The sequence below is a fragment of the Gracilimonas sediminicola genome (assembly GCF_024320785.1).
GTDB classification, from domain to species: domain Bacteria; phylum Bacteroidota; class Rhodothermia; order Balneolales; family Balneolaceae; genus Gracilimonas; species Gracilimonas sediminicola.
The window spans coordinates 476,764-500,150 of record NZ_JANDBC010000003.1 but is presented as its reverse complement, the minus strand read 5'-3'; the positions used below and the strand labels follow the sequence as shown (position 1 = coordinate 500,150).

Here is a 23,387-nt window from a genome sequence, read left to right as displayed (position 1 = left end):
GGAAGCATGGAAAAATCTACCACACGCCCTCGCCTTAGCTTTTGGGAAATTTGGAATATGAGCTTTGGCTTTTTGGGGATCCAATTTGGCTTTGCTCTTCAGAATGCAAACGTAAGCCGTATTTTTGAAACGCTTGGTGCCAGTGTAGATGACATCCCCATACTGTGGATTGCAGCTCCTTTAACGGGACTTGTGGTTCAGCCAATCATTGGATATTTCAGTGACCGAACCTGGACGCGGTTAGGCCGTCGCCGCCCGTATTTCTTATTTGGTGCCATTGCAGCCTCTATTGCTTTGGTGATAATGCCGAATTCGCCCGTTCTCTGGGTAGCAGCGGGCATGCTTTGGATCATGGATGCTTCCATAAATGTATCTATGGAGCCGTTCAGGGCATTTGTTGGGGATATGCTCCCTTCCGAGCAGCGGACAAAAGGTTTTGCCATGCAGAGTTTCTTTATCGGAACCGGAGCTGTGGTGGCATCCGCTCTACCATGGATGCTGAGTAACTGGTTCGGAGTGGCAAATACAGCCCCTGAAGGAATTATTCCTCCCTCCGTAAAATGGTCGTTCTACCTGGGGGCGGTAGCTTTCATCAGTGCGGTGGCCTGGACGGTCTTCCGTACAAAAGAATACAGCCCGGAAGAACTTGAACGTTTCGAAGAAGCAGAGAAAGAAGAAATAGTAGATGAATCTGTGCTCCGCGAAGTTCCCATCGAAGCCGGAAAGGGGCAGAATAAAATCAATCTGGGAATCATTTTTACCGTTGTCGGGGCAATCACTACGTATCTCACTTTTGCATACGAACTTGAGAAAGAAGTGTATGTGGCAACGGGCGGTTTGATTGCTGCGGGTCTGGTTTCTTTGGTAGCAGGACTGCTTCAGAAAGGCGGTAAAACCCAACACGGACTGGTCGTGGTAATGCATGATTTCATCCACATGCCAAAAACCATGAAGCAGCTGGCCGTAGTCCAGTTCTTTTCCTGGTTTGCCTTATTTGCCATGTGGATTTATACTACCTCCGGAGTAACGGCTCACATTTACGGAACCAGCGATACAACCTCTATGCCTTACAATGAAGGGGCCGACTGGGTAGGTGTGATGTTTGGTGTGTACAACGGCGTCGCTGCGATTGTCGCCTTTGGTTTAGCTCCTTTAGCTAAGCTCTTGAGCCGCAAATGGGTACATGCTTTATCTTTGGTGTTGGGCGGTATCGGCTTGATCTTGATTTACTTCATCTCTGATCCGATGATGCTCATCATTTCGATGATTGGAGTAGGGGTGGCCTGGGCTTCCATACTGGCGATGCCCTATGCAATCCTGGCCGGATCTCTTCCCGCACAAAAAATGGGACTGTATATGGGGATTTTTAACTTCTTTATTGTGCTTCCACAACTGCTGGCTGCAACCATTCTGGGATTTGTAACCCGTACATACTTTGGGGGAGAGGCCGTTTATGCTTTGGTTCTTGGTGGCATCGTGATGATTATTGCCGCAGCCACTATGTATTTTGTGGATGATGTGGATGAAAAAACAGAAGCCAATTAGTTCGCTAACATATCAATAAGTAGATATTGAAAATTTAGTGGACTCTGTTGCAACTTTGTTATAAATTTGTTGCAACAATGAAATAATAAGTCAAAGATGAGTGCAAAAGACAAAAAAGATATTGTCTGGTTTGGGATGAAGTTAACGCCTGAAGAAAAAGCCAAGATTAAACTACTTGCAGAAAGGAAGGGGCAATCCCAAAAAGAAGTAGTAATGAATTTGGTGAATGAAGAAGTCATGGAGTATGAAATTGAAGCCAAACCGGGCTCTTTATTAGATAGAATGCAACACCTTGTTGGAATTATTAAAGACGGGCCAAGAGATTTATCCACTAATCCTAAGTACATGGAAGATTTTGGCAAAGACAGTCTTCATTGATGCGGGTCCGATCGTAGCAATTTTAAATAGGCGAGACCAGCATCACTTATGGGCTTCTGAGAAAATCAGCGGAATAGAAGAAAACCTTGTCACCACCTCCATTATAATTTCAGAAGCTTTTCACATCCTTAGAAAAGTTCCGAATGGCATTAAGGGACTTTTTCGAACAATTGAAGAAGGATTCATCGATGTTGAAGAAGCATATCCAAAGAACATGGATTATATCCATAAGCAGGTGCTTAAATATAGTGACAATGACGCCTCTTTGGGTGATATTAGTATTCTGTCTTTAGTAGAAGATTCAAATAATGCACAGATTTTTACCTTAGACTTTGACTTCCATATATACCGTGATTTAAAGGGAAATCCTCTTGATTTAATTTCTCCGTATAAGCAGTGAATTAGAAGTATAATCTTCTCTATCTTCCCTCAAAAAATATGCGCTTAGAGCAAAAGCAATTTGTTCCTTTTATGGTTGCAGTGGCCGTCATTACCATGCTGGTCATTGTATTTTCTTCCTTTAATTTTGAGCGAAAGCAACGCACACGTTTTAACGAAAATATCGCCACTTCCGACTCGCTGCAAATCATGCCGCTTCGGGTACTGAATTCAGCCGATTCCACTTCCGTAGCAAATCAAAAAGGGAATACAGCCTTGCTGGTATTTTGGGCCAGCTGGTCGGATAAGTCCATATCCATGCTGGATGAGATCCAGAAATACACCCTCGAAAATGATTCGCTGGTTGTGCTTGCCGGTCTGGTAAAAGATGCTGAAGAATCACTCCCGGAAGTCCCCGAATATCCCGGTTTTACCTACCTGGACGGTACGCACTTGTTCAATCACCTTAAGGTTCCTGGTTTTCCGAGTTATATCTTATTTGATAAAGATGGCCGAATCATAACTTCCCAAATCGGTTATGAAAAAGGAGTAGGATACGATTCACTAAAGGTACATTTGGATGAGTAGGTCGAAGTACATGATTTTGAATGGCGAATTGATTCAAGAATCAGCCGCCGTTATTTCTCCATTAAACCGGGGGATGATGTATGGCGATGGTTGCTTTGAAACACTTAGAAGCTATGCCGGAAAGTTTTTAGGGTGGGAAGAGCACATCGGGCGTTTGGAATCAGGGCTCAACTATCTTGATATGAATGCTCCGTTTTCTTCCCCAGATTTACGGAATCAGGTTCATAAGTTATTGAAACAGAATCAGCTTGAACACGATGAAGCTATGATTCGCATTCAATGCTGGAGAGATGGAGGGAGAGGCTATGCTCCCAAAACAAAAGATGCTCATTGGATGATACAGGCATCGGAGTTCCCAACGCAAGAAAAAGAGATAAAGCTGTCGGTGGCAGAAACGCGCTGTATTCCTTCTGAGGCCCTCGAACGCAAATATAAGCTCAGTAACGGGTTGAACTATGTGAAGGCTGCTCAGGAGGCTGTAAAGCACTCCTGCGATGATGCGTTGATGCTTACTGTCAGCGATAAAGTCAGTGAAACAACCTCAGCTAACGTTTTTTGGGTAAAAGAGGGCAAGGTGTACACGCCATCCCCGGCATGTGATTTACTTCCGGGTGTAACCCGGTCGTTGGTTCTTGATGTCATTCGTTCACTTGGACTCCCGTTCGAAGAGTCAGAATACCTTCTTTCAGATATCGGGCAGGCGGAAGCTGTTTTCTGCACGAATTCTCTATTGGAAATAGCGGAAATAATTTCCCTGGACAAAACCCGGTTTGAGGTCAACCACCCGCTGGTAATGAAGGTCAAAATTGGCTTCGAACAGCTGAAGGTGAAGGAGTTTCAGGAATGAAGCCGTTCAATACGATCGAAGACGTCTGGGGTTTTCTTGACTCCATTCCCATGTTTCAAAAGTCGGGTACTTCGGCCGCCAATTTCTCGCTTGAGAAGATCAGGACATTTTGTGAGCGTCTGGGAAATCCACAGAATGAATACCCATCTATTCATGTAGCGGGGACCAACGGTAAGGGGACCACCTGCTATTTACTCGAGAAAATTTATGCGGATGCAGGCTATAGAATCGGGCTGTTTACCTCTCCTCATCTGTTACGTTATAACGAGAGGGTGCGAGTGAATAGGGAAGAAATTACAGACGCTCAGCTGCTTGAATTCTTTCAGGAATCAGCGAAGTTTCTTCAAGAAATTCAACTCAGCTACTTTGAAATTAGCACCGCACTGGCATTTTGTTTCTTTGCCAAAGAGGAGGTTGATCTGGCAATTATAGAAACGGGGCTGGGTGGCCGCCTGGATTCCACCAATATCATTTCCCCGGAAGTATCAGTTATTACCAGCATTGGTTTAGATCATCAAAATGTTTTGGGGGATACGATTGAGGAAATTGCTCGGGAAAAGGCCGGGATCATAAAAAAGAACAAGCCGGTGGTGCTGGGTAATATCACGGGAAGCCCGTTAAACGAAATTTCTAACGTGGCTGTGAATAAGGATGCACAGTTATATAAGGCTGAAAGGTTGCAACCCAAATGGAAGGATGGCGTTATTTCACTGAATGATGCTTCGGTTCAGCTTAAGACTACATTCAAGGAGTCCATAAATAAGTGGAATGTAGCAATGGTCTGGAAGGTAGTTGATATTCTGAACGCCAAATTTAAAGTGAAGGAGGAACAGCTTATACGTTCAATCGAATCTTTTACAGGGGCACCCGGCCGTTTTGAGAAGCTGAACCCTGGGGTTGAATGGTATTTCAGCGGCTCTCATAATGCACAGGCACTGGAATCGTCTCTCAGTGCAGTGGAAGAAATGAAACCCATGCAGGAAGTGGTATTGGTTTTTTCCTGCATGAAAGACAAGATTACCCCGGAGTTCAAGGAACAATTGCAGGGATTTAAAAAGGCGTACTTTGTGGAGCAGGAAGGGGAAAGAGCAGCAAAATTTGGGGATATTCGTGAATTTATAGAAGCAGAATTAATCACGGAAAACGATAAAGAAATTATTTTAAATGAATTAAAGACTGAGTTAGTAATTTTTATGGGAAGTTTTTACTTTTATCCCATCGTTAAGCGGTGGACAACAAACGTATCATAAATTCTCACCGCCTATTTATCCTTACCTGATTGAATGTCCAATAATGCTGCCGGAATAGGGCAGCCCGATGTTCACCCCAAAATTCAGTAAGAATCATATATTTATAACAGCCACATTTTATGTCAGATAATGAAACCGCCGGAATCTCGGCCGGGGAGTTGGAATCCTTAGAGGGGAAAAAGCTTCACGAATTACAAACATTAGCCAAGTCAATTGGAATTAAACGGGTAACCGGAATTCGTAAAGTTCAGCTTATTGAACGAATACGAGAAGAAGCCCAGGATCAAAATTCATCTGATAACAAGGCTTCTGATCAAAAAGATGATCGCCAAAAGAACGATTCTGCTGAAAAAGAATCGGAAATGAAGAGTTATGGTGGTCAGTCTCATATCGTTTCATATAAAAAAGAGGAAAAGAAAGACGATAATTCCTCTAAGAAAAAGCATCAGCATAAAAATAAGAAGCGCCGAAAAGGGCACGAGCACAATAAATTGCCTGAATCGGACGCAACCTCCCTGGAAGAACGCATTAAGGAATTGGAGCCGGATTTAGGCCCTTACCTGTTCAATGAAGGAACACTTGAGATACTTCCCGATGGCTACGGGTTTCTGCGCTCGGTAAACTATAATTACAAAGCCAGCCCGGACGATATTTACGTTTCGCCTTCACAAATTAAGAGATTCAGACTGAAGCAGGGAGACGTAGTGATTGGGGTCATTCGTCCACCCAAAGTGGGAGAGCGGTATTTTGCACTGCTTCGCATTGAAGGAGTGAACGGCCGTATTCCACACGACATGGACAACCGTCAGGATTTTGAAGAGCTGCTTCCGGTTCATCCCGATCAGCGTTATCGTCTGGAGTTTGATCCACAAAATCATTCAACCCGACTTATTGATTTATTTGCCCCGGTAGGTAAAGGACAGCGTGGATTGATTGTTGCGCAGCCTAAAACCGGTAAGACGACTATTCTCCGGAATATCGCGAATGCTGTTTCAGCAAATCATCCAGATACCAAAATTTTGATTGTGTTGATTGATGAGCGTCCGGAAGAAGTGACCGAAATGGAGCGAAATGTTAAAGGGGCTGAAGTTGTGGCTTCTACTTTTGATGAGCGCCCGGAAAATCATGTTGGATTGGCCGAGATTGTGTTTGAAAAAGCCAAGAGATTGGTTGAAAGCGGACATGATGTACTGCTACTGATGGACTCCATCACCCGGCTTGCACGAGCTTATAATATCACCGCTTCCAGCAAAGGCCGAACCATGACCGGTGGTGTGGATTCTGAAGCCCTCAAAGCACCCCGCCAGTTGTTCAGTTCTGCACGGAACATCGAAAACGGCGGTTCGCTTACCATTCTTGCTACTGCTTTGATTGATACCGGCTCTCGCATGGATGATGTGATCTTCGAAGAATTCAAGGGAACTGGTAACATGGAAATTTACCTGGATCGCCGAATCTCAGATCGTCGTCTGTATCCTGCCATTGATATTTTCCGAAGTGGAACCCGCCGCGAAGAATTGCTGGTTTCAGATGCAGAACGTGAAAAAGTAGTGCTTTTACGCCGCTACCTCACGAATATGAGTCCGTTTGAAGCCATGGACTTCCTGCTCGAGAAAATTAAAGGCACGAAGAACAACGAAGAGTTTCTGATTTCGATGAATAAGTAGAGTGGTGTCTGGAATCTGATTCAGATTCTTCCTCAGACTTTGAGAAAAGATTTACCCATTTATCTCTCTAAGTATAAACTTCTTGTCTTTATCCTGCTCCAGCATGCCGGCTTTGGCGTGAACCGAGTGGTAAAACAACATCAGTGATTTCTCTTTAACAGCTTGCCGCAGAATCAGGGTTTTCGCTTTTTTAGATTGAATGGGATCAACATCCATGTGACGCATGGCATAGTGATTCAGGTGGTGTTCGGAGGGGACTAAATCACCCAAAAAATAAGCTGTTTCTCCTGAATCCTGGATTTTTACAATTTGATGTCCGGGAGTATGCCCGCCGGTTCTGATGAGTTCAATTCCGGGAAGCAATTCAAAATAGGTGTCGGTGATCATCACCAGTTTATCTTCAGCGGCAAGCTTATAAAACTCATCCAGCTCATAACCGGCTCCTGAAATCTGCTTCTTTTTTCCAACCTGTTCCAGCGCATAGTACCACTCTTTCTTCTGGATGAAGTAATTGGCGTAGCTCATGGTTGGCTGGGTGGAGGTGTTGCTGTCCACATAGGTTGAACCGGCCGCATGATCGAAGTGCAGGTGACTGAGCACTACATGGGTGATATCGGAAGGAGCAAGCCCAAATATATCCAGATTGGTTAACAGGTTGGAAGTGTCGGTGTATGAACTTTTGTGATCCAGTCCCCAACCCAGGCCGGTGTCTAATAACACATTGTGTTTGCCATCCCGGATAAGAATGGGGTTTATGCCAATTGCCGATGATTGCTTTTTTATACCCGGTTTTTGCTGGCGGGCTGTGATATCAGCTGAGTCTATTTTCTGGAAAATACCATCATCGAAAACCTCAAAAATTCCTTCGCTGAGCTGTTCAATTTCAAACCGGCCTACTTTCATAAACAGTGAATTAATAGAATGATTAATCAGTTTGTGTAACTTAAAAATTCTTTGCTTTCAAGCAATTCATTTTATCTTTGTCTTCTATGAAAAAATATGACGCTATCATCATCGGATCGGGGCATAACGGCCTTGTCACGGCTTGTTATCTTGCAAAAAACGGATACGAAGTTTTAGTTCTTGAGCGCGACTCAACAATAGGGGGTGCGGTGAGAACCGAGACCATGTTTCAATCTCCGGAGAACCCGAATGGTTTTAGAATGGATGTGGGTTCTTCCGTGCATATTATGATTCACCAGACGGGAATCCTGGAAGATTTAGAACTCACGAAATATGGGCTGGAATACATCGATATGGATCCGATCATGTCGTACCCCGTTCCAACCGGTAAAGGTGTGATTCACTTCTGGAAAGATGTGGAACGTACTCTTGAGTCTATTTCAAAAGTAGCACCCGAAGATGTTGAGAATTATAAAGAGTTCATCAAATTCTGGGGTAAGATAAATAAAGGGGTGCTGAAAGCTTTTATGACCAAACCCTCTGCAGGAGACATCATCGGAACCATGGCAAAAGCCCAGATTAAAGACGGGGCCATGTTCAGGAAAGGCGAACAGGCAGCCGGACTCCAAAAAATTCTGTCCAGCTATGGAAAGGTGGTGGATGATGCGTTTGAAAGTCCCTATATGAAGGCGGCTATCCTTTGGTTTGCCGCTCAATCCGGGCCGTTGCCCGATCATTCTGCGACCGGCGATTTTGCGGGCTGGCAATCGATGCTGCACGAGAGTGGCGCTAAGCATCCAAGGGGAGGAAGCGGCATGCTTACTCAGGCCATGAAGAATATGATAGAAGCTCATGGCGGTGAGGTGAAGGCCGATCATCCCATCCAAAAAATCCTGATTGAAAATGGAAAAGCGATTGGAGTCAAAACCGAAAATGGGGAAGAATTCAAAGCTGATACCATTGTTTCCAATGCCCATGTTCAAACCACCATGATGAAAATGGTTGGGCGAGATCATTTAGACGATTCCATGTTCAAAAAAGTGGAAGATATAAACGTGGGAAATGGGTTTGGAATGGTAATACGATGTGCGGTGGAAGAGCTGCCGGAATATACCGCTGCTCCCGGCGATCCTCATATCCACAATGGGATTCAGCTGTTGGCGCCTTCCGTTCAATACATGAATAACGCCATCGGCGACTATACCAAGAAATTGCCACCGGAGAAACCCGCGGTGTTATGTATGACCTTCTCTAAAATTGATCCGGATGTAGCCAGGGACGGAAAGCACACCCTGTTTGCCTGGGCGCAATGGCATCCTTATGAACTGGCAAATGGAATAAATTGGGATGATATCAGAGAGCGGGAAGCCCAAAAAATTTATGATGTGGTTACCGACTACGCTCCGAATATGAAAGGCAAACTGATTGATTGGTACATTCAGTCTCCGTTGGATATTGAACGTAAGCACGGGCTGCTGAGGGGAAATGTGATGCATGTGGAAATGAGTTTTGATCAGATGTTTATGTTTCGCCCGATTCCTGAAATGAGTCAGTACGAAACTCCTATCAAAAATTTATATTTGGCCAGCGCTTCCTGCCATCCCGGAGGAGGTGTATTCGGGGCTGCCGGTCATAACGCAGCCCGGGTAATCCTGAAAAACAATAAGAAGAAATTCTTTTCATTTAGTTAGCTGAGGTAAATCATTGTCATCAACTCTGTACGTAGATCTTTCAAGGATCGCTCACAATTTAGGTGTGATTTCTGATCAGGTAGGCCAAAACATCAAAAAAATGGCTGTGGTTAAAGACGATGCCTACGGGCATGGAGCCGTGCAGGTAGCTCGACACCTGGAAGACAGCGTTGACTATTTTTGTGTGGCAAAGCTGGCGGAAGCCATCGAGCTTAGAGAATCAGGTATTAAGAAACCCATACTTGTTTTCGAAATTCCTCCTTTAGGAAGTGAACATCTATATCAGGAGCACGATATTACGGCAAGTATTTCAGACTTGTCGGTTTTTGAGCGGCTGGAAGACGGAACACTATGCCATCTTCATTTTGATACCGGCATGTTTCGGCTTGGGATGTTGCCCGAACAGGCTGAAAGTGCCCGGGAGAAAATGAAAGAATTTGATAAGCTGAACTACACTGGCATTTACACGCATTTTGCCAACTCAGATGATCCGGGTCATGAACGGGTGCTTCGCCAGCTGGAAGTCTTCAAATCTATACGATCGAATTTTCCCGATCACTTAATTACCCACGCCTGTAACAGTGGAGGTTTGTTCTTCTATGGTGATGAAGGCACTTACTTTGATGCCGTAAGGTTTGGGGTTTCATTGTTTGGATATGCCCCCGGTGAGACGGAAATAAGCGAGTTGGAACCGGCCGTAGAGTGGGTTTCACATTTGGTACAGGTAAAAAAACTTAAGAAAGGGGATGCAGTTGGATATGGAAGCCGATGGACAGCTCCGGAAGACGGATGGCTGGGTACCATTCCTGTAGGGTATGCTGACGGGGTGTTCAGAACATTGAGCGGGAAGATACAAGTGGAAATAGCCGGTCAATTATATCAACAGGTGGGTACCATAAGCATGGATTACATGACCGTGTATCTCGGTAAAAACTGTTTTGAGCAAGGCGAGCCTGTGGTTATCCTAAGAAACGGAGAGCTCTCTGCAAAAGAATGGGCACGCATTGCCGGCACCATTCCGTATGAAATAACCACGACTATCCATCCCAAGGTTAAAAGAGAATATGGTTCTTAGAGGGCGATACTTTCCAACTCGATGTCTATCCAAACGGTATCATTTGTGTAGGTGTAGGAATTTCCTAAGTAACCAAACACCGGTGGGGTGAGTACCAGTACTCTTCTTTCACCTTCAACCATACCTATAACACCTTCTCTGAATTGGCTTTCGCTGATAACACTTCTTGTACTTGTAGGAGTTACAGGACCGGTATGTGGAAACGTTACTCCATTGGCATAAGAACTTCCAATAATCCGATCCAAATCATCTTTGTAGCGCTTGGTATAGTAAAAAGAAATCTGGTCGCGGGGAATCACTTCAAGATCTCCGGAGCCTTCCTCAATCACGTAAATGATAAGGCCCGACTCGGTTGTATCTACGCTAACCGGATTGTCAATGGAAAAAGGTTCGGGTACATCAGAATAGTCAATGCGTCGGGGATCGTTATTAGTATCGCAGGAAACGATGAGCAAAGAAACAAAAAGGGTGACTAAAATGGAGCTTTTCAAGCGGGTGATATTCATTGAGATGATATTATTCTCTTAGTTTGGTTAGATAGTTGTTTAACTATTGTGCCTTCAATTTATTTCGATCAAAGATAAAGCTTCGCTGGCTTAAAACCATATGAGATGGCAGATTAATCAACGGGAGGAGTCGGATTCTGAAACTCCTGTTATAGCTTCTTCCAATTCCTTCTTTCTTTTTCGCATGGCATACCGGCTAATCCAGATCGAGAGTTCATAAAGAACGGTTAGCGGCAGGGCGATAAGAATCTGGGAAATCGGGTCGGGTGGAGTTAGCATCGCAGATATCACCAATGCAAATACAATGGAATGTCTGCGGTATTTTCTGAGTAAATCCGGCGTTAGTAATCCGATTTTTGAAAGTGAGTAGCTTACCACCGGTATCTGGAATATGATACCACAGGCAACCACCCACATCGAAACGGAGCTGAAGTACTCGTTGATATCAAAGTCGTTGCGAATGATATCCGAGATCTGAAACTGGGCAAAAAACTGCAGGGCAAAGGGAACCAGGATCATGTATCCGAAGGCCACACCCAGCAGAAAGAAAAATGTAATAAAGAAGGTGCTGAAAAAGGTCTTTCTTTTTTCTCTTGATTCCAGTGCCGGCTCCACAAAAGCCCAGATCTGGTAAATGAAAATGGGAGAGCCAATCACAAAACCCATCACGAAAAGGGTGCCCCAAAAGGTGAAGAACTGCCCGGGTAAACGCCGACTCTGAAGCTCAAAGTTGACTGCATCCACACGAAGTATATCATACATAAAGAAGTCGGCACGGGTGGGACCCAGCATTACTTTCTCCACAAAGAAATCTGAGAACACAAAAGCGATGGCCACCCCAACCAAAACCCCAATCAGTCCCTTGATGATGCGCCAGCGGAGCTCTTCCAGATGATCGAGAAAAGACATGGTGCCGGTGCGGTCGGCCGGTTTCTGGGCCTTGGGCGGCTCACCTTGCATGATTTGGCGTTCTTCCAATTTGATTCCTGCCTTATGCGGTTACAAAATCATAGAGAGGGAAACGATCGCAAAGGTCGCGTACTTCCTGTTCTACTTTCTTATGGGTGTCAGCATCTTCCGGTTTTTGCAGTACATGGTCAATCAACACGGCAATTTGCTCAAATTCAGCTTCCTTCAGGCCACGGGTTGTCATTGCCGGAGAGCCAATCCGAATTCCGGAAGTCACAAAAGGACTTTCAGTATCGAAAGGAACCATGTTTTTGTTTACCGTGATGGCTGATTTTCCAAGCGCATCTTCTGCAATTTTACCATTCAAGCCTTTGTTTCGGAGGTCGATCAGAATCAGGTGATTATCGGTCCCGTCACTGACCAGGTTATAGCCCATTTCCATGAACTTAGCCGCCATAGCTTTGGCATTTTTCTGGGTCTGGATTTGATATTCCTTGAAATCATCCTGCAAAGCTTCACCAAAAGAAACCGCTTTGGCAGCAATCACATGCATAAGCGGACCACCCTGAGTTCCCGGAAATACAGCCGAGTCAAAAACTTCACCCCAGTTCTTTGTCCGCCCGGATTTGGAGGCAGTCACCCCGATGGTATTTTCACCATCTTTGCCAACCAAAATCATTCCGCCTCTTGGACCGCGCAATGTCTTGTGAGTGGTTGTAGTTACAACGTGCGCGTGGGGTAGAGGGTCTTTGAGATTACCCGTAGCAATCAGTCCTGCGGTATGCGCCATATCCATCCAAAGTAAAGCACCCACTTCATCCGCAATGCTTCGGAAAGCTTCATAGTCATAATCTCTCGGGTAAGCCGAAGCTCCAATGGAGATCATGGTGGGTTTCACTTCAAGGGCCCGGTCGCGGATGATGTTCATATCCAGTCGGCCGGTTTCTTTGTTCACTCCATAAAACTCAGCATTATAGTTGATACCGGAGAAGTTTACGGGTGAACCATGGGTAAGGTGACCGCCATGGGAAAGGTCAAAACCTAACAGGGTTTCGCCGGGCTTCATACAGGCAAGATAAACCGCAGCGTTGGCCGTTGCACCAGAATGCGGTTGTACATTCACCCAATCGGCTCCAAACAGCTTCTTAGCTCGGTCGCGGGCAATATCCTCCACATCATCAACAACCTCACAGCCGCCATAATAACGTTTACCGGGATAGCCTTCCGCATATTTATTGGTAAGCACGCTGCCCATCGCAGATATGGTAGCTTTGGAAGCGAAGTTCTCAGAGGCGATTAACTCAAGGTTATAATTCTGTCGGTCAGTTTCTTTTTCAAGAAGGTCAAAAATTTGGGCATCTTGCTCTTGAAGGGATTTCATCGGCGGCGGTTACTTTTGGGTTAATGATTCGATTTTATTTACGCGTCGCTCGTGGCGGCCGCCTTCAAAATCAGTGGCAAACCAGGCTTCAATAATTTCTCTGATCTCAGATTCATTCAGTTCCCGGCCGGGCAAGCACATTACATTGGCATTGTTGTGCAGTCTCGTCATTTTCGCAGATTTGGGTGAATAGACCAATCCAGCTCTTATTTTGGGATACTTGTTGGCCGTCATGCATACTCCTTGTCCGCTCCCGCAAACCAGGATTCCCTGCTCATGTTCGCCATTATTAATCACTTCGGATACTTTAACGGCAAAGTCGGGGTAATCGACAGAATCTTCGGAATGTGTTCCGTAGTCAACGGGAGTATGTCCCATTTCTTCCAGTATTTTTTTTACCATTTCCTTGGCAGGAAAACCGGCATGATCGCTTGCTATGGGGATGACCATCACATCTTTGATTTAGGTAAGAAATTGGCCCCAAATATCCACAAAATTTGGTTGATATTAAAGGCGATGAGCAAGGAAATCCCGCTTTTTAATCTCTATCTTTAATCTTTATTCCTCAAACCAAAACCAAAGGGTATAAATTGAATTATTCAAAAGAGCTGGAAGTAGCCAAACAGGCAGCTAAGGAAGCGGCAACAATCATCGGGGAGTATGCCGACAAGACTTCATTAGACGTAAAGCTGAAAGGTAAAAATGACCTGGTTACCGATGCCGATGTGAATTCTGAAAAGAAAATCATAGAGGTGATTGAGGAGGCATTTCCTAATGATCATATTCTGGCCGAAGAGTCACAGGCGAGGGCATCCATCCCGGAGGGGCGTATCTGGATTATTGATCCCATCGACGGGACCACAAATTTTGCTCATTCTTTTCCGGTTTATTGCGTTTCGATAGCTTTGTGGGAAAATAGGGAGCCTAAAGTGGGTTTGGTGTACGAAGTGGCTAACGATGAATTATTCACCGCAACCGAAGGCGGTGGGGCTTATCTGAATGAGGAACGGATATGGATTTCACAGAACGAGGACCCTTCTTCATCATTGATAGGAACAGGATTTCCTTATAATAACCTGAACCTGGTGGATAATTATCTGAAGCTTTTTAAGCGCATGATGGAGAAAACTCACGGTGTTCGGCGACCGGGATCGGCTGCCTGGGATTTATGCAATGTGGCCTGTGGCCGGTTTGAAGGTTTTTATGAATATGGGCTAAGTCCCTGGGATGTTGCCGCCGGTGTGCTCATCATTAAGGAAGCCGGAGGTATTATTACCGACTGGAAGGGAGAAGGCGACTGGCTGTTCGGGCAGAGAATAATAGCAGGCAATGCATCTGTTCACAGTTTCTTGATGAATGAGATCAGAGCATGTTTTGAGGAAGAGGAATTAAAGGGATAATATTTTTTTGAAGGCTATTTTATCCATCAAAAAATAGCGTAAATTAGTTTATAACTAACTGCTTATCCGATGGATGTATCAATCAGAAGTTCGGGGTTAAAAGACCTTGACCTTTTGCTAAAGCTTGAACAAAAAGCTTTCCCTTATTTTCAACAAAGCCCAAAACGAACGCTCGACTTAAGCCTTAAAAGCACTTTTCAGCAGGTTTGGATTGCCGAAACTTTTGATGCCGATGGCCCCACACCTGTAGGTAGCCTGATTCTGTATCTGTATAAAAAGACCATCCGAATATTCTCCATTGTTGTAGATCCGGATTATCAGGGTAAGGGTATAGGGAATTGTTTGCTTGATCACGTTCGGAAGTTAGCTGCTGAGAAAGGGGCAGAAAGGGTTTCTCTTGAGGCATATGCGGAGGACCGTAAACTCATCAATTGGTATAAAAAAGCAGGTTTTGAATCCACGGAATTGCTTAGTGACTATTATGAAGACGGTAAAGATGCACTGAGGATGGTTTGGGAACTACCTCAGCCGGAGGGTAAAACTCGCATTTCGAATGTAATTGTGGTGGACAATCCCAAGAACTGGAAGCTGGAACTCGCCAATGTTGAAGTGGTTTCATCCAAAGAGTACACCTCCAATAATGAACGGTTTGCCGATCGTCCGTTGAGGGTTTTCAACCTGTGCAATTCCTACAAGTATCAGAGCTTTGGCTACTATGTTTCGCTGTTGGCATCGGCCCGGGCACACCGGGCTATTCCTAATGTCACGACCATCCGCGACTTTCGGGATTTGGGAGTAATCCGCTCTATAGCCGATGATATTGATGAGACTATTCAGAAATCGCTGGATAAAATAAAAGAGAGCAAGTTTGTTCTGAATGTGTACTTTGGTCAGACCGTAGATAAAAGCTATAAAGCATTGGGGCTAAGTCTATACCAAATGTTCGAGTCCCCCTTGTTTCAGGTTCATTTCTTAAAAACAAACCGTTGGGACATTAAACGAATTGTGCCGCTTAGCATGAACAAAGTACCCGCTGATGAGCAGCATTACATACAGGATTTTGCCAGGCAATATTTTGAAACCAAACGGTTTCCGCGCACCAAGCTGCAAAACTATAAGTATTACCTGGCTATTCTTGTGAATCCCACGGAAGAAAATCCCCCTTCCAACAAAAAAGCTCTGAAAAAAATAGAAGAGGCAGCAGATGAACTCGACATTTATATCGAATTCATCACCAAAGATGATTACAACCGGCTTTCCGAGTTTGATGCGTTGTTTATCAGGGAAACCACAAACGTAAATGATTACACCTACCAGTTTGCCAGAAAGGCATATGCAGAAGGACTGGCTGTAATTGACGACCCGTGGTCAATCCTTCGGTGCTCCAACAAAATTTATCTTCATGAGCGATTGAAGGTGAATAACATCCCCACTCCCGAAACCTTCGTTTTTTATAAAGGCATGTTGAAAGAGAAAGATTTAGCCGGCCTTAAATACCCAATGATCCTCAAGCAACCGGACAGTGCGTTCTCGATAGGTGTTAGCAAGGTGAAGGATGCACAGGAGATGGAAGAGTCGCTGCAGCGGTTATTCAAGTCCTCTGACCTGGTGATTGGCCAGGAATTTCTCCCTTCTGATTTTGACTGGAGAGTAGGAGTGCTGGATAATCAACCCTTGTTCGTATGCAAGTATTTTATGGCAAAGGGGCATTGGCAGATTTACAACTGGAAAGGGTCAAAGAAGGATCAGTCAGGCGAAGCATCAACGCTTCCTTTGTATGAAGTGCCCAAAAAAGTTCTTAAAGCAGCAACAAAAGCCGCCTCATTAATGGGAGACGGACTTTATGGCGTTGATCTGAAAATGCTGGGCGACAAGGTGTATGTGATTGAAGTGAATGACAATCCAAACATTGATGCCGGCATAGAGGATAAAATTTTGGGTACAGAGCTGTATAAAAGAATCGTTAAATCTCTGGTTACCCGGATCGAGATGTCACGGAATATCGAACGTTTTGTGAGTATTGAGCCGGACTAAGCAAGCCTGAGTTCGAATCTAAGTCGTGTTAAATTGCCTTAGCATCTCGGTCTGACGGTTTAAAGTCCGTGTGACCGTTGTAATTCAGTTTACCCATACGCATTCGGGCGTATCTCATCACTGGGTTTGCTTACGGTTAGAAGCATTCTTTATCTTAAACTCAGATTACCTTAGTTCACAATCGGCTTTAGGCTGATAGCCAATCCACCACCCGGTGCCAGTATAAACTCTCTTTTAGTATCTTTGTTAATAGTAGTTGTGTCAATATTAATACTGGTGGGGTTTTCATCCCAGTGCGCATCCTTGCCATCGGTATAAATAGTGGCTTCATATTCAGTATCTGAATCAAGAAAGCTGAAATCGATGGCTACCGATCGTTCATTTTCATCTGTAATACTGCCCAAAAACCAGTTTCCGGTTTCTTTTTCTTCACGGGCCATGGTTACATAGTCACCTACTTCACCGCTAAGCACTTTAGATTGCTCCCAGTCAACACCTACATCCCGGATAAACTGGAAAGCGGGCTGACCTTGGTAGCTTTCCGGTAAATCTGCAACCATTTGAATGGGGCTGTAAATAACTACATATAAAGCGAGTTGTTGGGCAAGGGTGGTGTGTACCTGGTTGTTGTCTTTATACGGACTCAGTTTGATGTTGAAGATCCCCGGGGTGTAATCAATAGGGCCTGCCAGCATTCGGGTATATGCCACCGTTGGTAAATGTTCCGGAGGATTACCACCATCCGAAGCCCAGGCATTAAATTCTTGCCCGCGCAAACCTTCCCTCGATATAGCATTAGGCAGCGTTCGGCGAATCCCTGTTGCTTTAATAGGTTCATGGGCATTGATGGCAACTTCATAGTCAGCAGCTGTCTCCAGCACTTTTCGATAATGATTCACCATCCATTGCCCGTGATGATATTCTCCTTGAGGGATTATTTTCCCAACATATCCTGTTTTTACCGTATGGATCCCTAATCGGTTCATTAAAGCGTAAGCTGTATCCAGTTGTTGCTCATAGGTACGGGGAGCTGCTGAAGTCTCATGATGCATGATAATCTCTACGCCTTTTTCGGTAGCGTAACGTACAACTTCATTAAGGTCATAATCAGGGTAGGGAGTTACAAAATCGAAAACACCTTCACGATCTTCAAAACCAATCCAACGTTCCCAGCCGGTGTTCCAGCCTTCAATTAATACACCTCCAATATTATTAGCTGCGGCAAAGTCGATATAGCGTTTGGCGTTTTCCGTAGTAGCACCGTGATTGCCACCGGCATAACCCCAGCTGGTTTTACCAAGATGAAGCTCCCACCATATCCCTGCGTATTTCATGGGTTTAAACCAGGAAATATTTCCTAACCTATTAGGCTCATTAAGGTTTACAATCAGGTTTGATTCAATTAACCCGGCAGCGTCTTCAGTGATTTGAATGGTTCGCCAGGGAGTATAAAAAGGCAGAGCTCTTTTAACCTTATAATCGGTTCGCCCGGAACCAACTAACTCACTGCTCATACTAAGATTATCGGGGTCAATTTTGAGCGTCATTCCGGCATAATCCGTTAGGTTTGCTTCATGAAAGCTGAGATGCAAACCATCTTTATCTCTCATGGTAACCGGAGTATTTACGGCATTCTCAGGAATATAAGTTTGAGCTAAGTTGGGATCATTGCGTTTAGCAAGGGCATTAATTTCTGTGAATTTGGTTTCACTATACAAATGCTCGTAAATATCCCAGTCTCCAGGCTGCCACCAGGTTGTATGATCACCTGTTAAATTAAATATGGAATGTTCATCTGTAATTCTGAGTGAATCTACCCCTTCTTGATCAGGGAATTGATATCTGAACCCAACCCCATCATCAAATGCTTTAAAATGGATCGTGAGCTTACGGTTTGGGGATTCCTTTTCCTGAAGTTCAACAATCATTTCATTGTAATGGTTAATCACTTTTCGCTGCTCGCCCCAGGGTTTCTCCCAGGTTTCTTTAAAAGAGGAGAAATGAGCTTCAGTTATCTGGAACCCTGTTAACAGGTCAGGTTGGTGCTTAAAACTAAAACCCATCGATGATGAGTCGATTACGATTTTTCCCTTATGCGTTACCAGGTAGAACGGTGCACCACTATCAGTTAACCCAAAATCAATCTGGATAGTCTTTGAGGGTGATTCTATGGAAGTATTTGCAGCTGGTGGAATTGAACAACCAAAGACCAGAATCCATGCCGACAAAACGATAAGTGAATAACAGAGGGAAGACTTCATTTTGGAGAAAATCTTGAGGGTTTTATGATTCAAAAGTGTTTTAGGTAGAAAAGGTAATAACCTGGAAAATATTAATGATTAACATTATACCGCCATGATTCATCATTATTCTTTATGAATCAACGCGTTGGTGAAGTATTAAAAAAGGAGTTAAAGTTCTTCAGCGGTGCCGGAGACAAGTAATATTTAAAAGCCTCTCCAAAAGTAAAACCTGCAAGGTGCCCAAGGTACCGGGCGCGACCTTCAAGCTGATTGAAATAATTTTCAGTGGAGATATAGGTGGAAGGCTCATCGCCGGGGTCGCTCACATTAAACTGTGTGGTGTAAGCCAGCATGGCCTTTCTCTTTGTTTCCCAATGCTCTGAAATATCATAAATAAAATCAGGTTCCATAGGCCGGTCCTGCATATAGTGGAGGATATGGGAAGGCCTCCAGGTGGACTGTTCATCCCCATTATCATCGGTGGTCGGAAGCTTCTTTAAGCCGGCATAGAAAAGGGCGTCCAGTACAAGCTGTGTTCCTTTGGGGTGATCCGGATGCCTGTCGAAAGGAGCACCTACCAAACAAATGTGTGGCTGGGTTGCCCGTACCTGTTCAATGATTTTAAGCTGGTTCTCCCGGGTGTTGGGCAATAACGAGTCACCCAAATCCAGATTTTTACGATATGAAATAGATAAAATTTCGCTGGCTTTCTTAACTTCCTCAGCACGGGTTTGTTCTGTTCCACGGGTACCCATTTCACCTTTGGTAAGATCAATAATCCCAACTTTCTTTCCGGCAGATGTAAGGGAGGCAATGGTTCCGCCACAGCCTAACTCGGCATCATCGGGATGGGAAGCAAAAACAAGAACGTCTAATTTCATAGAAAATAGTTTTTAGAGAAAGTAAGGAATATTTAGGGTTTCAATGAGGGTAAAAAAACGAACTTTTATTTCAAAAACGGTGTAACGAATTAAATTCAATTGCGTAACAGAGACGTCTTTTCACCCCAAATAATTTCATGAGAATAGTAAACAGTTTTGCAGAAGGATTCAGGATAGCTCTTCGGGCGCTTAAAATAAATAAAATCCGCTCCACACTTACCGCCCTTTGTATCATTATTGGCATCACGATGGTAACCATTGTGGATGCAGTTACCACCGGCATGGATATCTCCTTTGAGAAAAGCATGGCCATGATGGGGCAAAATGTTGTGTACGTGCAGAAGTGGCCATGGGGCATGGGCGGTGAGTACAAATGGTGGGAATACCGGAACAGAAAGGAAATGAAGCTCGAATATGTGGATCAGATTCGAGAGTACAGCCGGTACGCCAATACAGTTACGGCTTCCACAAACAGAAATACATCTATCCGCTACCAGGAGAAAAGTGCCGAAGGTGTTGGGTTAAGTGGAACCACAGCCAATTACCTGGAAATTCAGGGGCTGAATATTAGCCAAGGGCGAATGTTTGTTGAGCAGGAAGTGCGATCGGGTTCAAATGTCGCGGTTATCGGACATACCTTAATGGAATCATTGTTCGAGTTTGAAACCCCATTGGGAAAACAAATTCGGGTGGGCGGTCAGAAATTCACAGTGGTAGGAGTTTTAGAGAAACAGGGCAAATTTCTGGGGCTTGAAGACACCGACAATCGCATTATCATTCCTATATCGGCTTATGGTCAAATTTATGGCTTGAGGTATGGACTCCAAATAGGCGTGCAATTTCCTAACCAGGAAGCTTTCAAAGAAGGAGAATATGAGCTGGAAGGCATTATGCGAAGAATACGTCAGCTTGATGCCACCGAAGATAATGACTTTGCCCTGAATAAACCTGAGGCCTTTAAACAACAGCTGGAAGGAATGAAGGCCGGAATCTATACGGTAGGGTTTATACTCAGTGGACTTTCGTTGTTGATTGGGGGCATTGGCGTTATGAACATCATGTTTGTATCCGTAAGAGAACGAACTAAGGAAATTGGAATTAGAAAAGCGGTAGGGGCCAAAGCCTGGGAGATTCTCACTCAGTTTCTTCTGGAGGCTATTGCTATTTGTTTGTTGGGGGGAATTATCGGGGTGGCCCTTGCGGGTGGTTTAACTGTTCTCATCAACCAGGCCTTTGTAGCTGTAATGAATGTGAGTGTGGTAATATTGGCTTTCAGCATTTGTACCATGGTTGGGGTGATATTCGGATTCATTCCTGCTTACCGCGCCGCTAAATCGGATCCTATTGAATCATTGAGGTTTGAGTAATAATGCATATCAAAGAGACAACCATACAAGCGTTTGATTCCCTTAAAGCAAACAAGCTAAGGTCTTTCCTGACCCTTCTTGCCTTGGTGATCGGGGTGTTCGCGGTTATCGTTTCAACAACGGCCGTGGCTGTTCTGGATAACTATTTCAAAAATACGATGAGCCTGATGGGCAGCGATGTCATTAATGTATCCAAAACCCCGGCAGTACAAATGGGTTCACTAAGTGATGATATTCGAAATCGGAAGGATATTGATTTCAGGACTGCTGAAAGACTGGAAGACCTGATGCAAATCGGAAGGGGAATGAGTCCCGATGAGTACTTCAATACTACAAAAATCAAATTTGGTGATGAAGAAACCGAGCCGAATGTAGGGGTTCGGGGCAGTAATGAAAATTACCTCGCCAACAATTCTTACACCCTTGAAGATGGCCGGAATTTTACCGGTGACGACATCCAGTATGGGCGCAATGTGGTGATTGTAGGAAAAGATGTGCAGGACGCACTTTTTAAAAACGAATACCCGCTAGGTAAAGAAATCCGCTTTGATGGTAAGCCTTATACAGTCATTGGTCTGCTAGAATCTAAAGGACAAATATTCGGGCAGTCGTTCGATAACTTTGTACTCATTCCATATACTGCAGCCTTGAATGCGTATGGTGGAAACCGGAATATCAGCATTCAGGTTCGCGCACCGGAAATTGATTTTATAACGGAAACGGTGGAAGAGATTACCGGGATACTTCGGGTTATCAGAAAGGTAAATCCCGGTGAGAACAACGATTTTGAAATATCCACTAACGATTCCCTCTCCGGAACATTTGATGCTTTCACCGGAGCATTATATATGGGTGGTTTTGCAATCGGACTGATTACACTGCTTGGAGCCGGTATCGGGGTAATGAATATCATGTTGGTATCCGTTTCGGAACGTACCCGCGAAATTGGCGTTCGCAAAGCTGTGGGTGCAACCCGAAAAGCCATCGTCAGTCAATTCTTGATGGAGACTATATTTATATGCCAGCTCGGGGGAATTATAGGGATGGCCTTAGGCATCGGGGTGGGGAATCTGATGGCCGTATGGATCGAGACAGAAGCGGTTATCCCGATGTGGTCGGTAGCCGGCGGCTTTTTCGGAATGTTGATTGTAGGGCTGATATTCGGAGTGTATCCTGCTTTTAAAGCAGCGAAACTTGATCCTATAGAAAGTTTACGCTACGAATAATTTTTTGTAATGGAATGATTTATGCATCCAATGCAATTTCTTATATTGAAATAAAACACAGGGCATTATGAATGAAGAAATCATCCAAAATTTAAACGAACGGCTCGATAGTGCTATAGGCCGTGGCCGAGAAATTCTCGAAGATGAAGAATTGCAGGTTCGCCTGGATGAACTCCGAGAACGATCGGAAAATACCATCCGGAAAAATCCACTCGCTTCTGTTGCTATAGGACTTGCGGTAGGCTTTATTGCTGCAAAAATATTCACCTCAGACGATTAAGCTCTCATGGAAGATGTAGGAAGCAGGATTAAGCAGATTACCCGCGAGCTCAAACATTATGTTGAGACTCGTATTGAGCTGAGTGTGTTGAATATTGGAGATAAAGTCAGTTACCTGATCGGGCAGTCAATACAGCAGTTATTCGGATATGCTATTTTGGGTTTAGGACTGGTTTTTGGCTTAACGGCACTCTCTATTTATTTAGGGGACCTGCTTGATAAAGAATGGGCCGGTTATGCCATTGTCGCTTCTCCATTTATTGTGCTTGGGTTGATCTTTGTGGTGGCAAAGCCAAAATCAATAGCCCGAAAAATACAGCAACAGATATTGGCTGAGTTCCTGGATACACTTCCGAATCAGCAGCAAGAGCAAAAACAGCTTGTACTCAAAGAAAACGAAAAGAAACAAACTGAGAATAATGGCTAAAGAAAAGTTATCAGACCTTGAGAAAAAGAAAAAAGAGCTTGAGCAAGAATTAGCCAACATCCAAAATGGGCTGGATAAATCTATAGACGAGGTAAAAGAGGGAGTGTCAACCGGTTTAGCACCCAAAAACCTGATTAAAAAATACCCGCTCCCCATTGTGGGAGCTTCGGTTGTGGTTGGATTTTTACTCGGTTCAAACCGAAAGAATTCTTCCTCATCGTCATCTAAAGCTTACGGTAGCCGGAGTCAATCTGATTCTGCTATTTCAAAAGAGATAAAGCGAATGCTTGCTAAAAAAGGTCTTAGTTTGGTGCTTGATTACATCGACAATAAAGTTGCCGCCCTGAAAGAAAAAGGGCATGATTCTGAGGATTGATTTAACAACTATTTAGCTCTTCTCTGTAAAAGGATA

General features: G+C 44.3%; 23 protein-coding genes. 16 read left to right on the top strand and 7 right to left on the bottom strand.

The window, feature by feature from the left end:
• The first annotated feature begins 6 nt into the window (after nt 1-6).
• From NM125_RS15210 to rho, 7 genes are all read left to right on the top strand, one after another.
• Nucleotides 7-1,545, top strand: coding sequence for an MFS transporter (locus NM125_RS15210; RefSeq protein ID WP_255135832.1), 1,539 nt, complete (start codon nt 7-9; stop codon nt 1,543-1,545).
• Nucleotides 1,546-1,641: 96 nt separating this feature from the next.
• A complete protein-coding gene (locus tag NM125_RS15205) occupies nt 1,642-1,923 on the top strand; it encodes a hypothetical protein (protein ID WP_255135831.1) in 282 nt (93 codons plus the stop codon).
• A complete protein-coding gene (locus NM125_RS15200) occupies nt 1,901-2,323 on the top strand; it encodes a type II toxin-antitoxin system VapC family toxin (protein ID WP_255135830.1) in 423 nt (140 codons plus the stop codon). The genes NM125_RS15205 and NM125_RS15200 overlap by 23 nt, the downstream gene beginning before the upstream one ends.
• A 38-nt stretch (nt 2,324-2,361) precedes the next feature.
• Complete coding sequence (locus NM125_RS15195; protein ID WP_255135829.1) at nt 2,362-2,889, top strand: TlpA family protein disulfide reductase; 528 nt, start codon at nt 2,362-2,364, stop codon at nt 2,887-2,889.
• Complete coding sequence (locus NM125_RS15190) at nt 2,882-3,736, top strand: aminotransferase class IV (RefSeq protein ID WP_255135828.1); 855 nt, start codon at nt 2,882-2,884, stop codon at nt 3,734-3,736. Before NM125_RS15195 ends, NM125_RS15190 begins: the two co-directional genes overlap by 8 nt.
• A complete protein-coding gene (locus tag NM125_RS15185; protein WP_255135827.1) occupies nt 3,733-4,986 on the top strand; it encodes a bifunctional folylpolyglutamate synthase/dihydrofolate synthase in 1,254 nt (417 codons plus the stop codon). The genes NM125_RS15190 and NM125_RS15185 overlap by 4 nt, the downstream gene beginning before the upstream one ends.
• Nucleotides 4,987-5,105: 119 nt before the next feature.
• The gene (gene rho / locus NM125_RS15180) at nt 5,106-6,653 is read left to right on the top strand and encodes a transcription termination factor Rho (RefSeq protein WP_255135826.1); all 1,548 of its coding nucleotides are present in this window, start codon (nt 5,106-5,108) and stop codon (nt 6,651-6,653) included.
• A 51-nt stretch (nt 6,654-6,704) separates the two neighbouring features.
• Here the strand turns inward: rho and NM125_RS15175 are convergent, their stop codons facing one another.
• A complete protein-coding gene (locus NM125_RS15175; protein ID WP_255135825.1) occupies nt 6,705-7,556 on the bottom strand; it encodes an MBL fold metallo-hydrolase in 852 nt (283 codons plus the stop codon).
• 86 nt (nt 7,557-7,642) lie between these two features.
• Between NM125_RS15175 and NM125_RS15170 the strand changes: the two genes are divergently transcribed.
• Both NM125_RS15170 and alr read left to right on the top strand, forming a co-directional pair.
• Nucleotides 7,643-9,247: a phytoene desaturase family protein gene (locus tag NM125_RS15170; RefSeq protein ID WP_255135824.1), complete on the top strand. Its 1,605-nt coding sequence runs from the start codon at nt 7,643-7,645 to the stop codon at nt 9,245-9,247.
• A 13-nt stretch (nt 9,248-9,260) separates the two neighbouring features.
• Nucleotides 9,261-10,322: an alanine racemase gene (gene alr, locus NM125_RS15165; protein WP_255135823.1), complete on the top strand. Its 1,062-nt coding sequence runs from the start codon at nt 9,261-9,263 to the stop codon at nt 10,320-10,322.
• On the opposite strand, the gene NM125_RS15160 is transcribed toward alr, so the two are convergent.
• The 4 genes from NM125_RS15160 to rpiB form a co-directional block, all read right to left on the bottom strand.
• The gene (locus NM125_RS15160) at nt 10,319-10,828 is read right to left on the bottom strand and encodes an FKBP-type peptidyl-prolyl cis-trans isomerase (protein ID WP_255135822.1); all 510 of its coding nucleotides are present in this window, start codon (nt 10,826-10,828) and stop codon (nt 10,319-10,321) included. The two genes, alr and NM125_RS15160, sit on opposite strands and share 4 nt — an antisense overlap.
• 117 nt (nt 10,829-10,945) lie before the next feature.
• Nucleotides 10,946-11,806 carry a twin-arginine translocase subunit TatC gene (gene tatC, locus NM125_RS15155; RefSeq protein WP_255135821.1) on the bottom strand — a complete coding sequence of 287 codons (861 nt, stop codon included), beginning with the start codon at nt 11,804-11,806 and terminating at the stop codon, nt 10,946-10,948.
• A gap of 13 nt (nt 11,807-11,819) precedes the next feature.
• A complete protein-coding gene (glyA, locus tag NM125_RS15150) occupies nt 11,820-13,118 on the bottom strand; it encodes a serine hydroxymethyltransferase (RefSeq protein ID WP_255135820.1) in 1,299 nt (432 codons plus the stop codon).
• A gap of 9 nt (nt 13,119-13,127) precedes the next feature.
• On the bottom strand, nt 13,128-13,568 hold the full coding sequence (gene rpiB, locus NM125_RS15145) for a ribose 5-phosphate isomerase B (RefSeq protein WP_255135819.1): 441 nt from the start codon (nt 13,566-13,568) through the stop codon (nt 13,128-13,130).
• Nucleotides 13,569-13,708: 140 nt separating this feature from the next.
• On the opposite strand from rpiB, the gene NM125_RS15140 reads away from it, so the two are divergent.
• Both NM125_RS15140 and NM125_RS15135 read left to right on the top strand, forming a co-directional pair.
• Complete coding sequence (locus NM125_RS15140; protein WP_255135818.1) at nt 13,709-14,518, top strand: inositol monophosphatase family protein; 810 nt, start codon at nt 13,709-13,711, stop codon at nt 14,516-14,518.
• A gap of 69 nt (nt 14,519-14,587) precedes the next feature.
• Entirely contained in the window at nt 14,588-16,552 is a 1,965-nt protein-coding gene (locus tag NM125_RS15135) for a GNAT family N-acetyltransferase (RefSeq protein ID WP_255135817.1), read from the top strand.
• A gap of 170 nt (nt 16,553-16,722) precedes the next feature.
• On the opposite strand, the gene NM125_RS15130 is transcribed toward NM125_RS15135, so the two are convergent.
• Both NM125_RS15130 and bshB1 read right to left on the bottom strand, forming a co-directional pair.
• Nucleotides 16,723-18,813, bottom strand: coding sequence for a glycoside hydrolase family 97 protein (locus NM125_RS15130; protein WP_255135816.1), 2,091 nt, complete (start codon nt 18,811-18,813; stop codon nt 16,723-16,725).
• A gap of 119 nt (nt 18,814-18,932) precedes the next feature.
• Nucleotides 18,933-19,676, bottom strand: a complete 744-nt coding sequence (gene bshB1, locus NM125_RS15125) for a bacillithiol biosynthesis deacetylase BshB1 (RefSeq protein ID WP_255135815.1) — start codon at nt 19,674-19,676, stop codon at nt 18,933-18,935.
• Between the two features lie 137 nt (nt 19,677-19,813).
• On the opposite strand from bshB1, the gene NM125_RS15120 reads away from it, so the two are divergent.
• From NM125_RS15120 to NM125_RS15100, 5 genes are all read left to right on the top strand, one after another.
• Nucleotides 19,814-21,043: an ABC transporter permease gene (locus NM125_RS15120; protein ID WP_255135814.1), complete on the top strand. Its 1,230-nt coding sequence runs from the start codon at nt 19,814-19,816 to the stop codon at nt 21,041-21,043.
• A gap of 2 nt (nt 21,044-21,045) precedes the next feature.
• Complete coding sequence (locus NM125_RS15115; RefSeq protein ID WP_255135813.1) at nt 21,046-22,269, top strand: ABC transporter permease; 1,224 nt, start codon at nt 21,046-21,048, stop codon at nt 22,267-22,269.
• Nucleotides 22,270-22,336: 67 nt separating this feature from the next.
• On the top strand, nt 22,337-22,549 hold the full coding sequence (locus NM125_RS15110; RefSeq protein WP_255135812.1) for a hypothetical protein: 213 nt from the start codon (nt 22,337-22,339) through the stop codon (nt 22,547-22,549).
• A gap of 6 nt (nt 22,550-22,555) precedes the next feature.
• Nucleotides 22,556-22,975 carry a phage holin family protein gene (locus NM125_RS15105; RefSeq protein ID WP_255135811.1) on the top strand — a complete coding sequence of 140 codons (420 nt, stop codon included), beginning with the start codon at nt 22,556-22,558 and terminating at the stop codon, nt 22,973-22,975.
• A complete protein-coding gene (locus NM125_RS15100; RefSeq protein WP_255135810.1) occupies nt 22,968-23,351 on the top strand; it encodes a hypothetical protein in 384 nt (127 codons plus the stop codon). Before NM125_RS15105 ends, NM125_RS15100 begins: the two co-directional genes overlap by 8 nt.
• The last annotated feature ends 36 nt before the right edge of the window (nt 23,352-23,387 follow it).

Excerpts from the sequence above, each read along its gene's own strand:
- NM125_RS15210 (WP_255135832.1), top strand. The coding sequence starts at position 7 with ATGGAAAAATCTACCACACGCCCTCGCCTTAGCTTTTGGGAAATTTGG.
- NM125_RS15205 (WP_255135831.1), top strand. The coding sequence starts at position 1,642 with ATGAGTGCAAAAGACAAAAAAGATATTGTCTGGTTTGGGATGAAGTTA.
- NM125_RS15195 (WP_255135829.1), top strand. The coding sequence starts at position 2,362 with ATGCGCTTAGAGCAAAAGCAATTTGTTCCTTTTATGGTTGCAGTGGCC.
- NM125_RS15190 (WP_255135828.1), top strand. The coding sequence starts at position 2,882 with ATGAGTAGGTCGAAGTACATGATTTTGAATGGCGAATTGATTCAAGAA.
- NM125_RS15185 (WP_255135827.1), top strand. The coding sequence starts at position 3,733 with ATGAAGCCGTTCAATACGATCGAAGACGTCTGGGGTTTTCTTGACTCC.
- rho (WP_255135826.1), top strand. The coding sequence starts at position 5,106 with ATGTCAGATAATGAAACCGCCGGAATCTCGGCCGGGGAGTTGGAATCC.
- NM125_RS15175 (WP_255135825.1), bottom strand. The coding sequence starts at position 7,556 with ATGAAAGTAGGCCGGTTTGAAATTGAACAGCTCAGCGAAGGAATTTTT.
- NM125_RS15170 (WP_255135824.1), top strand. The coding sequence starts at position 7,643 with ATGAAAAAATATGACGCTATCATCATCGGATCGGGGCATAACGGCCTT.
- NM125_RS15160 (WP_255135822.1), bottom strand. The coding sequence starts at position 10,828 with ATGAATATCACCCGCTTGAAAAGCTCCATTTTAGTCACCCTTTTTGTT.
- glyA (WP_255135820.1), bottom strand. The coding sequence starts at position 13,118 with ATGAAATCCCTTCAAGAGCAAGATGCCCAAATTTTTGACCTTCTTGAA.
- rpiB (WP_255135819.1), bottom strand. The coding sequence starts at position 13,568 with ATGGTCATCCCCATAGCAAGCGATCATGCCGGTTTTCCTGCCAAGGAA.
- NM125_RS15135 (WP_255135817.1), top strand. The coding sequence starts at position 14,588 with ATGGATGTATCAATCAGAAGTTCGGGGTTAAAAGACCTTGACCTTTTG.
- NM125_RS15130 (WP_255135816.1), bottom strand. The coding sequence starts at position 18,813 with ATGAAGTCTTCCCTCTGTTATTCACTTATCGTTTTGTCGGCATGGATT.
- bshB1 (WP_255135815.1), bottom strand. The coding sequence starts at position 19,676 with ATGAAATTAGACGTTCTTGTTTTTGCTTCCCATCCCGATGATGCCGAG.
- NM125_RS15120 (WP_255135814.1), top strand. The coding sequence starts at position 19,814 with ATGAGAATAGTAAACAGTTTTGCAGAAGGATTCAGGATAGCTCTTCGG.
- NM125_RS15115 (WP_255135813.1), top strand. The coding sequence starts at position 21,046 with ATGCATATCAAAGAGACAACCATACAAGCGTTTGATTCCCTTAAAGCA.
- NM125_RS15110 (WP_255135812.1), top strand. The coding sequence starts at position 22,337 with ATGAATGAAGAAATCATCCAAAATTTAAACGAACGGCTCGATAGTGCT.
- NM125_RS15105 (WP_255135811.1), top strand. The coding sequence starts at position 22,556 with ATGGAAGATGTAGGAAGCAGGATTAAGCAGATTACCCGCGAGCTCAAA.
- NM125_RS15100 (WP_255135810.1), top strand. The coding sequence starts at position 22,968 with ATGGCTAAAGAAAAGTTATCAGACCTTGAGAAAAAGAAAAAAGAGCTT.